The sequence below is a fragment of the Domibacillus indicus genome (genome assembly GCF_023715895.1).
GTDB lineage: Bacteria > Bacillota > Bacilli > Bacillales > Domibacillaceae > Domibacillus > Domibacillus indicus_A.
In genome coordinates, this window is record NZ_JAMBOO010000033.1 from 17871 (window position 1) to 29968 (window position 12098).

At 44.4% G+C, this 12098-nt stretch carries 12 protein-coding genes; all 12 read right to left on the minus strand.

The annotated features are described in order from the left end of the window. Window positions 1-121: 121 nt before the first annotated feature. Window positions 122-1192 carry a peptidoglycan DD-metalloendopeptidase family protein gene (locus M3221_RS26650; protein WP_251274384.1) on the minus strand — a complete coding sequence of 357 codons (1071 nt, stop codon included), beginning with the start codon at window positions 1190-1192 and terminating at the stop codon, window positions 122-124. Between the two features lie 26 nt (window positions 1193-1218). Beyond that, window positions 1219-1890: a hypothetical protein gene (locus M3221_RS23315; protein ID WP_251274385.1), complete on the minus strand. Its 672-nt coding sequence runs from the start codon at window positions 1888-1890 to the stop codon at window positions 1219-1221. A gap of 2 nt (window positions 1891-1892) precedes the next feature. After that, a complete protein-coding gene (locus M3221_RS23320; RefSeq protein ID WP_251274386.1) occupies window positions 1893-4226 on the minus strand; it encodes a CD3337/EF1877 family mobilome membrane protein in 2334 nt (777 codons plus the stop codon). Between the two features lie 59 nt (window positions 4227-4285). Then, complete coding sequence (locus tag M3221_RS23325; protein ID WP_251274388.1) at window positions 4286-4792, minus strand: hypothetical protein; 507 nt, start codon at window positions 4790-4792, stop codon at window positions 4286-4288. 14 nt (window positions 4793-4806) lie between these two features. Then, entirely contained in the window at window positions 4807-7398 is a 2592-nt protein-coding gene (locus M3221_RS23330) for an ATP-binding protein (protein ID WP_251274390.1), read from the minus strand. A 24-nt stretch (window positions 7399-7422) separates the two neighbouring features. Beyond that, window positions 7423-7881: a TcpE family conjugal transfer membrane protein gene (locus M3221_RS23335; protein WP_251274392.1), complete on the minus strand. Its 459-nt coding sequence runs from the start codon at window positions 7879-7881 to the stop codon at window positions 7423-7425. A gap of 43 nt (window positions 7882-7924) precedes the next feature. After that, complete coding sequence (locus M3221_RS23340; RefSeq protein ID WP_251274394.1) at window positions 7925-8146, minus strand: TcpD family membrane protein; 222 nt, start codon at window positions 8144-8146, stop codon at window positions 7925-7927. Continuing rightward, entirely contained in the window at window positions 8143-9147 is a 1005-nt protein-coding gene (locus tag M3221_RS23345; protein WP_251274397.1) for a conjugal transfer protein, read from the minus strand. Before M3221_RS23345 ends, M3221_RS23340 begins: the two co-directional genes overlap by 4 nt. A 16-nt stretch (window positions 9148-9163) precedes the next feature. After that, window positions 9164-9385, minus strand: a complete 222-nt coding sequence (locus M3221_RS23350) for a hypothetical protein (protein WP_251274406.1) — start codon at window positions 9383-9385, stop codon at window positions 9164-9166. 142 nt (window positions 9386-9527) lie between these two features. Then, window positions 9528-9905 carry a hypothetical protein gene (locus M3221_RS23355; protein ID WP_251274408.1) on the minus strand — a complete coding sequence of 126 codons (378 nt, stop codon included), beginning with the start codon at window positions 9903-9905 and terminating at the stop codon, window positions 9528-9530. Window positions 9906-9909: 4 nt separating this feature from the next. Further along, window positions 9910-10968, minus strand: coding sequence for a ParM/StbA family protein (locus M3221_RS23360; protein ID WP_251274410.1), 1059 nt, complete (start codon window positions 10966-10968; stop codon window positions 9910-9912). A gap of 200 nt (window positions 10969-11168) precedes the next feature. After that, window positions 11169-12053: a transcription termination/antitermination NusG family protein gene (locus tag M3221_RS23365; protein ID WP_251274418.1), complete on the minus strand. Its 885-nt coding sequence runs from the start codon at window positions 12051-12053 to the stop codon at window positions 11169-11171. Window positions 12054-12098 lie beyond the last annotated feature (45 nt).

Sequence of the window (12098 nt, forward strand, 5' to 3'; positions counted from 1 at the left end):
CCTGTGTGAATAAAGGTTTGCTAGGGTAATCATGTCAGACGTCCAAAAATTTTGTGTCCGACGTTTTATGGATAATCCTTGCTGTATCAGCTTTTGTTTGTCTTCCAGCGTCATGAAGCAGTTACTCATTTACTTTTGGCGAGAAATCTTTTACATAGCCCATAGGATCAACCGCTTCTCCGTTTATCCTCACTTCAAAATGAAGGTGCACACCATAGGAATGTCCCGTGTTGCCCATAGTTCCGATTTGCTGGCCGGCTTCAACAGTGGTGCCGGCCGGGATGCCTTTTTTGCTTAAGTGCCCATAGCGGGTTGTGATCCCCTTTCCATGATCAATAATGACTAAGTAGCCGTACCCGCTTCCTTTTAGTGCACCATTCAACTCACTGACAATCACTTTGCCGGGCATAAAAGCTACAATCGGCTTGTCCAAATCGTTTCCCCCTGCAATGTCAATGCCGGCATGAAGCTTCCCCCACCGCTGGCCGTAAAGAGACGTCACGTTTTTGGTGTGGGGAACCGGCCAGGCTATATCTCCTTTTACTTCAACGGCTCCTGCGCTTACTTCAGTCACCCCGCCTGTATAGCTTTCAAAGAAACCCATAACATCTGCGACATATTTCTGGCTGTGGTTGTACGTAAAGACAGCTTTTCTCGGATCGGTTTTTGCACCCGACGCTGCCAGGTAGTGCGCTGTAGCATGAAGCGCATCATCAATGTTCATCGGATCCGCCACTCCGTCTCCATTGCCGTCTACTCCGTAACCGCCGTATTTCTTAATCTGGCTTACATCGAGCATGGTGCCTTTATCGATATTCCCTCGCCCAAGGCCTGAACAGGTTGGATGGCTCCAGCCTGTCCAGGTACATGGCATGAACTGCGTCGGGCCAATGGCGCCCGCGTAACTTTCCGACAGGTTGGAGCTAAAATGGGTTTCCACCCGGTGAATGGCGGCTAAAAGGGTCCAAGGCACGCCGTATGCTTCTCCTGCTTTCTGATAATGTTCTATAAACTGCTTAGGTACTTCATTTTCCCCCAGCTGGCTGAGCTGAACGGTCCCCGTCGTTCCCGTGAATTCAGTGGTTTCTTCTTGTACGTTTGTGATTAGGATAAGCGCAAAAATAAGCACCCCGATGACTGTTATGATCGGTGCGCTAAGGATCAAAGGAATAATAAGCAGCCATTTTTTCACCTCATCTCCCTCCCGGTAAAGTATCACTACTCAAGGTAATTAACCAAAAAATCGACGACCTTATATTCACCTTCCACCTTTTCAAGTTTCAGTTTGTATAGATCCGTTTCTGCTCTTTTCACTCCCTCCGCATCTGTTACTACGCCATTTACTTTTGCATTCCATGTCATCACTTCAGCCGCTGGCGCAAACGGTTCAATAGTTTCCAGTGAAACCAGCTCTCTTTCTACCGTCATAGAAGTGGGCCGCTCTGGACTTTCCATTAACAGTTCATAGAGATCCCTACTGACAGTGCTTTTGCTGTTTCGGATATTTTGAAGCGGATCTTTTCCATCGTAAGGATAAAAATCTGTAATAAATTTTTCAGCCACGGCTTTGGACTCGGCTATTTCTTCTTTTGAGAAAAACTCTTCAAGCGGCGGCGGCTGTTCTGATTCATTAACAGGTGTTGGAGGGATTTCCCCCATATCGCCGTAATCGTCCGCATAGTACTGCTCTATCGTTTCCGGTTCGGCTTTGCTGTCATGGCTTATGGCTTCCTTATTTTCTTGTTGCCTGTTCACTTCTGTTTCAGCAGGCGGCGGCTGGCCGTCCTGTTTTTCTCCTGTAAAAAAGCCCAACACTAATAGCGCAATGGCTACACCCATCACGCTGTTTACAATCCACTGTTTAATGTGACTGTCTAGTTGCTGAAACACGGTTACTCATCCTTTTTTGCATCCGTTTTTAGATGGTAAAGTTCTTCTGCCTGGTCCTCCTGCTCCGTAAGATCATAATCACTGTGTTCGTTGCGTACATCATCTGTCCACTCTCCCGCTTCAACGTTCTCTTTTTGATTTTCTTCTCTTTCAAGCGGATAAAGGACTGACCTCCCTGCAGGTTCTTCTGTTGGCACATAGGTATTATCATTCACATAGATCTCAGCATCTTTAATATCTTCTGCAGGTTCTGCATGTTCTTTTCCTTTAAAAGAAGAAGCTGCTTCTTCTTTTGCCTCATTAAGTTCGTTCTGTGCTGGCGGTATGTGATACTGCAGACTGGCTAAATTCTCATAAGAACCATCGCTGCCAGCAAAAGAAGCATCTATTGCTGATTCTTTCGGCATTTGGTTGTCATCTGGTTTTTCTACAGGTTCATTTTGTTGAGGTTCACTCCAATTTGTGTAATCCATCTCTGCAGCCGGCTCATCACGGTGTGCAGGCTGCTCGGTTGGTAGTGAATGATCTTCGTGTTGATTCGCTTTACCTGTGGGAGAAACTTGTTCTTCAACCGGGACGTCTTGAATAGCCTGCTGTGGATCTGATGCAGGGCGTGGTTCTGGTTCATTTAACTGCCTTTTTCTTTCGTGTTTCTCCTGCAGGTGTGTGAGAACTTGTATTTGGCCAATACCTGACGTTACAGTCTGTATGCTGCCTTCACCTGTGGCAATTTCGCCGACCTTGCTGCCTATGTTTGCACCTGCTGCAATCCCAGTCCCACCTGTCATCACACCGCCGACTACTGCACCTGCTACTGTAGCTGTATTCTGTACGCCTGTTTTAACGGGCCTGGTGACTGCTTCTTGAAGAGATCCAACTTCAGCCCGTAACGCCTGAAATTCTTTAGAACCTGCGGAAAAGATGTTTTTAATCCGGTTTCTAAGAAGAAACATAAGCGCCAGCAAAATGAACTGCAGGACGCAGACGATAATATATTCGGATGCTCCGCCAACTGCAATATTGTTCAAACTGTACACAATTTCTGATATCGCAAAAACCACAATTGCCCCGAAAGAGACAACAATTTTTAAAACCAGCGGAAGGCCTAGCTCAACAAAATATTTCTTTAACACACCGAATTGACCCGGAATCGCCGCAAACAACAATGCAAAGGGTGCGACAGCAGCAATTCCCATAAACCAAAATTGAAATACTAAAAGCAGAAGCGCTAATAAAAAGATAGGGATTGAGCATAGTGCATTTACCAGTAAATATAAAGGTGTGAAAACCGCCCGCTCCATTACAGACCCGTAAGTCATCATATTATTACTCTCAGTCCGTACTTCCTTGTCAGTTACGTAGTCTTGCCTTCCTTGACCTGGAGACAGTGTGAGCAGTTCTTGAATTCTTTCACTACCAATTTCATCTACTTTATCTGTGCCGTACTGCATAAATAAATATGGACGATCTATAAACAAGGTCCATATATTATCCATCATCTTTTCTCTTAACGTTACCTCTTTGGCGCCATCAGAAGTATTGTCTAACTCATCTACAGACGTATCGTTCACAGAGCCAGACAAGACAAGTTGGCTTGCCTCACTAGTAACTTCGTTAATACCTGATAAGAATGCGCTGTAATTAGAGAAAAACAATAGCGCAACTGCAAATGTTAGTACCGTTTTCATCATTTCACCGATTGATTCTACAGCTGCACGTTTCCATACATAGAGGTAACAAGCATACGCAACAGCAAGCACAGCAATAACACCGGCAAAACTTCCGAATAACCCAGATGTTCCTAGCGTAGTCCCTGATATACCAGTAATGTCTAACATTAGAGCCTGAAGTTTTGCGATCAGCTGATCAATTAAATTAAATTCGTACGCAAGGTTTAAAGTCGAGAGCATGAATTGTGTAAGACGTATATTCAACTGAAATAAAAAGTTGTTTACCATATTAACCAATTCATATATTTGACTTATTACTTCATTCTTCAAAGCAGAGCCATTAACAAAACTCCATCCTCTTTGCCACCAACTTTTATTTTCTTCAGCCTCCATTTGTTCTTTATCAAGTGGAACAATGTCTAGCAAGTAGTGACTGTTTTCTTTACTCAAACTTCCGTATCGGACTGAATACAATGTTGAGAAAATCCCACTTTCCTCTACCTCAGAGCTGCTTGTGGTTTCTTCTTTTTTCTGTTCATCAGGACTTTCTTCTGCTAATGCTTTTGTAATTGGATGGATGGCTATTAGCAAAAACAATAGAAACAAGAAGATTCTTTTCTTAACACAGAACATATTTTTGGCATAAAAAATAACCCCTCTTATCAAAATAAGGAGTTATCTAGCCTCGTCCCTCCCTCCATTAAATCAATTCTTAAAGGAGTTATTTATTCACTTTTTTTGTGTTCATGTACTATAGTGCCGTTTTCCTTATCTTCTTCAGATGCGAAGACATCAGCTTTTTCCTCGTTGGAGATTCCCACTGGCTTAGTAATTTTCCATCTGTCCTCACTATCTTTAACCATCTCTATATATTCTGTAGTGTTTTCAGAGAGGTCATTATTTGTAAGTTCATACTTCACTCGATAGTAAAGTGTGTTTTCCCCACCGATATCTTCATAGCGTATGATTTCATAACGGTCTTTCATTTCATCTTCTTTGCCCGGATATAAATGCTCGCCGTCTTTCAATAAACTTGCATTTTCTGCATACTGTATACCTTCATCTGTTAAAAGTTTTTTCATACGGTCATCGTCTCGTTCTACCTTCGATGCAATATACTCATACGCCACTTTATCCGCTGCTTCAAAATTCTCCTTTTCCCCACATCCCGCCATCATTAATAAAATCAACAGCATCACACCAACCAGTAACCAGTTTTTCCGTTTTTTCACATAAACACCTCCGCTTAAACCAATACCCGTTCTTTTTCACGTTTACGCTCTTCTTCTGTAGAAGTAGAAGAATCAAAGGCATCCAGAAGGTCTTTGAAAACTGGATTGATTTTCACGATGGCCGAGCGGCCGTAAATATCCTGAAACAGCGCCTCCCCGCGGTTCAGTCCTTTCAACGTTTCAATGTTTGCTGTTGTCTGCGGCAGGTTTAAGTAATCCAGCATTTCTGCTGCTTCACTCGTCTTTTTCATCCCAAAGCTGAACTTCATGCCGATATTTGCGACATCGTCCCCATAATCCGAGGCATTCTGTGATCCTTTTATCAGGGTGGTATTATAATAGCGCCCCTGTCGGATAATGAAATTCATTAATTCAGCGCCCACAGCACTCCGGTCCACACTTCTAGCTTCATCCTGCAGAATAATTTTATGCCGGGATCGGTCCTGGTTGAACATATACTGCTTTGTAAAAGCGGTCAGCGAAATCATAATAGCCTCTGATATTTTGTGTGCCGGGCGCGGCTGCTTTGTAGAGGCATCCGGCAGCGTCAGGTTCTGCACCATCATCACTTGAAGCGGCTTATCTACTGTCAGCACTCTGTAGTCCTGTCCAACTTCGCCAAACAGAAGCTTGGCCAGCTGATTGCGCCGCAATGTTTCCAACGTGCCTTTCAGCCGCTCAATCGATTCATGCCGGCTTTTTGACATATTTTCGGGTCGCTTCTTGTACAGTTCCTGAAGGTAGGAGATGACAGCACCAATGCATGGATCCTTCACCCGCGATACTTCTTCCACCGCTTCACTTAAGATGGTGTACTGGTCATCCTGAATATGGATGCCCGCCAAATAAGAGAGAATGTCCATGCACACATCTTTGGCTTCTTCCATATTGGTACTTGTGCGGAATGGATCCAGGCACCCGGCATCTTCCTGGCTGCGGCCAAGTGTCCAAAGCGAAATATGCTCTTTCGGAATAAACGGCAGTCCAGCTTCCCATCCTTTCCTGTCTCCCTTTGGATCCAGAATCAATGCCTGGGAGCCGCTTAGTACCGACAAATACGTAAACAGGTTCATAAAAACCGATTTTCCTTTGCCTGTCATACCTGCCACCAGAACAGAAATGGAATCCACCACATTATGGACTCCTTCAAATGCTTTGGCAGCAAGATCCGGCTTAATAAATACGGGCCGCTTAAACTGTTTGGTGTAGCCGATAAACAGCCCGCGGTTATCGCCAATGTTAGTAGTGGCACCAAACATGGCCCCGGCAAGTATGCCTGGGGCCGCTTCAATTTTATAATCGTTATTGTACTGCTTGGATCCCGGTATAGTTTCCATCGCCAGCCGAATCTGTTCTCCGTAAGGCGCCAGAATACTTACGCCAAACCGCGAGAGTTCATTCTGCAGCATATCCGCCCGGGACTTCAAGGTTTTCTGGTCTTTCGCATTTACTCTGAATACGAATGAACAATTGTAAGCAGGCAGGCCGCTTTTTTTGAAGTAGTTTTCCATCTGGATGGCACCCTGTTCCGAAGTAGACACACTTAAGTCCACACCTGTGCCTCCTTTTATCGCTTCCTGCCTTTGGTCCTCAAATTCAAGCCGTGCGTTGCTCAGCTTTTTCCGGACCTGTGTGTTGTGCTGATGGTAGGCGCGAATAGAAACACCTACCGGAAACGGCATTTTGGCTTGAATTTTGTACAGCCACTCAAAACCCGGGTGATGATTCACTTCATCCATCGAGTCACAGACAAGGTACTGCACATACATTTCTTCTACTTCATTTTCAATAATCTTCTTCATCAGCAGTGTTTTCGGGCCTATTTCTTCTATGCTTGCACTCTGCAAATCCAAAAAGGCCTGCTCGTCAGGCCTTACCGCTGTGTGAACAGTGCCGTTTTCTTCAGACCCTTCCACGTATTCACCCGGTACGAAACCGGGCCGGTGCTTTACATCATGATTGGAATTGGTTACCGTAAACACTTTGTCCGCCAGGTATACGGCTTCCTTGGCACTCAGCGGTTTGACTGCCGAAGAAAATCCGCCTGACACAGAGGTTACCAGAGCTTCTGCCTGCTCTTTCCAGGCATCAATTTCTTCCTGCAAAATATCATAAGGCTCCAGCCCAACCGCCCGGTACACAGGCGACTTAAAACCAAGGAAAAATTTCTGCAGGGCATCCAGGGCATTGGTCCCCGCATTTCCCTCTTTGTATTTGTTTTTTTCCGGATTCAGCTGGATGCCTATATAATGAAAGTACTCGCTTGTTTCATTGATCTGGCGCTGCTTCCCTAACACTTCTTTGAGCTGTTCCATAAATGCCGTACCGTTTTCTTTCAGCGGATAGCTAAGGCGCTCCATATCCTGAATGGTCTCATCTATGACCCCGACTGTGTCGGTCGGAGAAGGGGAAACGACAAAATGAAGGTCATGCCCATTATTAGCTAGAAAAGACAGCTGCTGCTGAAAGGGTATCATCTTTTCTTCTGTTTCCCTGAAGTCGTAGCCAAAGCCTTCAACCCGGTAGTAAGCCCATACTGTGCCGTCCCGCCCAAACAGCAGATTCCCTTCAATGTGCTTAATCGGAAATTCCACTATGCTTTTCATCGAGGTTCAACACTCCTTTGCCACTCATTTGTATGTCATATATCCTTTAAAGGAATAGACTGCAGATTTAAACTGGCTTTTGGTTTTTCTCCGCTCCTTAAACGTACAGGATCCCTGGACCGCAAATGTTTTTGGTTTTTCTATCTTTCTTCCTTTATAATAAGTAACCTGCTCCAGCTTCCGGCGATGAAAGCTGATGAAAGAACGAAAATAGGAAATCGGAGAGCGGTTTTCAGTTCCGATATCAGACACCAGCCAGGCAAGCGTTACAGGGATCGCTAATAAAATACCGGCTGGGATCCAGTGCAGAAGCCCTCCAAGGAACGGTGTAAAGTACCATAACAGCTCGACTGCCCCAAAAAGAAAAAAGTAAAAGATAGATTTTAAACGGATCGGCCTTCCCAGCTGCAAGCCAAACAGCTGATAAATTTTCCGGTCAAACGTTAAAAAGTTGTTGATCACATACAGCGGCACCCGGTTCATCACATCACCCTCTTTACGTGTTTCTTCTATAATATTAAAAAAGCTATACGCCCAAGTTCAGCTGTCCGCTCAGCCATTCCGACAAGTTCAGCAAGACTTCCGGATTGACCACGAAAATACCAATGAACGCAAGTCCAATCAGGCTGCCAATCATCGTCAGCCATGCACGTTTGTAAGCCGCGGCTAAAAGGACAATAAACAGCACAAACAAAAGAATGTATTGTACCTGCTCGGAAAACCATTGGAAAATTCCTTCTAAGCTCATTGCTTATCCCCCTCACTTTCATTCATAGCGGACACGACAAAACGCTCGCCATCTTTTTTGACGGCCAGCTCATAGTCCGTATGAAACTGCATCTTTGATTCCGGGTCCTGCATGATCACTTCACTCTGTACAATATATTCGCCTTTCTTTTGGCCTTCGTATATGTCTGCTGAGGCTACCTTGACAAACTCCATTGATTTATTCAGACCGGCAATATGGGTTCCATCATCTAATATATAAGCAAGCTTATCCGTTGAATCTTCGGTGTAGCTTTTGAAAAACGTATCGAGGAATCGGCGGACTGCTGTTGTTTCAGGTGATGAAGAAGCTTTTTGCAGGCCGTTTTGGTAATCCGCTTGTACCGTTGTTTTCTCATCCAGGTGCGTGAATTTAGGCAATTCATAAATTCCGTATGAGGTTCCATCATAAGCAACTGGCACTACAAAATATTTAGAGACTGGCTTTGTTTCCAGCTCATCCCCAATTGTTTCACGTGAAAAAATTGTCGTTACATAAAAGACAATAAGCGACTTATTGTTTCCCAAATCCTCTACTTTTTTTAACGTTGACCCCTTATAAGTCGAATTCCACGTTACCTTGTCCATGCCCAGTCCAGCCTGAGGATCCAGTCCTTCAGCCAGGAATGCACTCAGCTTTTCTTCACGCTGTTTCTTTTCTTCCTCACTGTTTCCCCAATTAAAGTAATGTGCGGTAAAACTCTCTGCAAACTGAACAGCTTCTGGCTTTACCGCTGGATTTTCCAAATGTTCAACCGTTGTTGCTTTAGGTGCAGTGGTTTTTTCCGTCTTGGAAAATAGCGTGACAGCGACGATTAAAAACATAAAGCTGAACAGCACCCAAAAAGCAGCAGCTCCTGCCTTTCTCGCCATGTAGCCTCTGGGCCGGTTCTGTTTTTCTTTTTTCCGGGCTGCCTGCGGCGGACTGAGCATTTTTTTCAGCATATCCAAACGCCTGGATGTTCTTTTTACACTGCTTGTCATGTATAAGCACGCTCCTTTAAAACTTCCTGCTTGTTCCGGCCAGGAAGCAGATTGCAATAATCAGCAGTACGGTTCCCGTTGCTCCAAACTTCCCAAGAGAGGCTTCATACAAAGAGGAAGCCTGTACCTTGCTTTCATTCCATAGTGGCTGCGCACCTGGGAATTCCTCAAGCATTACGCTGCCAATGGCGAAAATCAAAAACATCATTAACAAGACTCCCAGCAGCATTTTCAGCATATATGTCCATCCTTTCGTCCGTTAGAATTATAGGCTTTTAAATGGGCATCACCACCTTTAAGAAGAAATACAAAAAACACGCTGCTGAGCGTGTTGTATCCTGCTGTGTCCCTAGACCTTTCTGTCGCACAGTTCCTTCTTGTCATTCGATGATGCCAAAGGATGTAATCATGGCTGCTGCACTGTCGTTTAAGGCTTTTTCGGTCAACCGATTTTCACTTTCTTCATTTAGTACAGGAACCTCTTTCTGCGAAAAAACTGTTTGTTCATTTGGCAGCTGTTTAAGGAGCTCTTGATGATGTTTTTCTGCCATTTCCCGCATTACCTGCAGCTCTTTCCAGACAGCTTCATAATCATTCAATTGTTGCTTTTCTTCCGCAATGGTCCGGCAGGCAAACAGCAGCATCTGTCGGATGGCTTCGCTTCTTTTAGAATCAGCAAGGCTTTCAAGCAGTTCATACAGCTCATCATCGCCTGCCTTCAGCCGAAAGCTATAGCGTTTTTTCCACTTCTGTTCCATCTGATCACATCAGGGTCCAGGCAGATTGTTGGCTGAACAATGCTTTTCCTAAACGCAAATAACCAATTGCATTCGCAAATTGGCTTTCATGAATCGTGATTAGTCTGTAGTCAAATGATGGCTGAAGGTACAATTCAAACAGCTCACCGCCCCCGCCTGCAAGAAAAATGCCTTCATATAAGTCTGACTCTTCTGCCCAGACCCCTTTCAGGCGGTCTGTAATGTTTGCGGCTATGGACTGCTTGCTTTTTTCGATTACATCGGCAAAATCAATTCGCTTGCCTTTATAGCTTAGCTCGTTATCTTTTAGTATCCGTCCAATAAAGAATTCATTTAAATCAGCACCGCCTGTTTCTGCTTTAAAAGCCTGGCGAATGTCCCGATGAAGATTGATCACTCCTTCATCAGCTGTTCCTGATAAACGGGCAATTGGCGCAAAAGAACCGCCGGCCTGCATCTCTACTACGACAAAGTCAGTCGTTCTGAACCCAATATCGATTAAAGCAATCACCGCTCCTTCCCTCATCAGCTGAGGATACGCAAAGCTGCCTTCATGATTGATCAGCGCAGAAAAAATAGCGGAAGCACCCTGCGGAAACACAAGTGCCTGCTCAATGTGAACGGCTCTGCTTACGTTGCTGAAAGGCCCCGTCTTCCATTCCAGTTTCGGCTGTATGCCGGTAATGGACTGTTGAAATTCTTTTGCCTGGGCGTGATAGAAATCCAGTGGAAGCCCTGTAGCCAGCTGTACATTTTTAATCGATATATCCGTCACAGCCTGAATAGCTGCATTAAGCAGGATATGTGTATACGCATGGCTGAATCGTTCCCTCTCAAAAATTCTCGAAGCGGACCGTGACTCTTTGGCCAGCTCACCAATAAAATAATCCTCTCCCTGATAGACGACCTGCATGTTGGAAAGTATTCTATTTTTCTGGCCAAACAAATCCGTAAGGGCCCGCTCATAGCCTTTGCCTACAAGAGAAGGAAACAGCGCTCTTTTCCCGGATGAAGAAATGGCTTTGACGAATCCATAACCTAGGTCTACAGCTACCTTTTCCATCGAATCACTCATTTCGTTTTATTTTTTTCGAAAAAAGACATGGCTCCGCCATCCTGTCCAGGGATCGAAAAGATCCTTTCCGGGCTTGTTCCACTATTTAATTCAACAAATGAAATACTAAACAAGACACTTACGTTCGAATCTGCCGCTTTTCTTCATACATAAATACTTAAAAGTCACAGGCATCAATGGACTGCTGCCTACCCGCTCATCTCCAGCCTCATATACCCTGAAACAGACAGAAAGATTAACAGTTTTCCAGTAGAAAGAGCGCAGGTGAAGTCTTTGTTTTTTTGTAAATACTTAAATAACGGAAAAGGGATGCGGATTTTTTTCTTCTTTTCATACAGAAACAGGCGGCACGCTTCGATCCATTTTTGAACAGGCGGCTCCCCATCTGGCGATTCCGGATCGTTCTCTTGCACGTCGTTTTGTGTCTGCTCCAGCTCAACACACTCTTTCTCATGATCAAAATCCTCTTGGACAGTTGCAGATTCTTCCGCTTGTGGCAGATTTGCTTCTTCTTGAATGACGTTCATTTCTACGCTTGGTGTCAGGTCTATCGTTTCAAAGAACTGTTCCATTTCTTCTTCTGGAATAGAATAGCGACCGACAATGCCGCGTACTTTTGGCACCCTCTTCACCAACTGCCATAGTTCTTTCGGGAGCTCGAATAATTCTTCTTTCAGCTCCAGCAGAATATAGCCTTTCATGACCGTATAAATCTTCTTTGAAAGCTGCATATCTTTCAGGTCTCTTGACTGCTGGCGGATCTCTTTCTGGTAAGAACGCCGAAGCGCTTCTATTTCTTCACTGCTGTCTGAGGGAATTTCAGCGTGCACCATACGCAGTGTGCTGAGATTATTTTTAATACGCTTTGTCTCAAGATATTGAGCAATATCTATTTCGTCTAAATATTCCGACACTTCACTGTGTAAAGAATCATCTTTCAGTACATGTGTAAAAGATTCAAGCGCATAAACAGCCTTTACTTTTACATCTTGAACAGCTGCCAAAACAGATTTCAGCATTTCTTTGGCTTCAATTTCCTGTCCGCTTTTTACCTCCACTGCAAAAAATGACATCTTCTACACTCCCTTCGTTTTAAAAACAAGGATGTTGTAAAACGC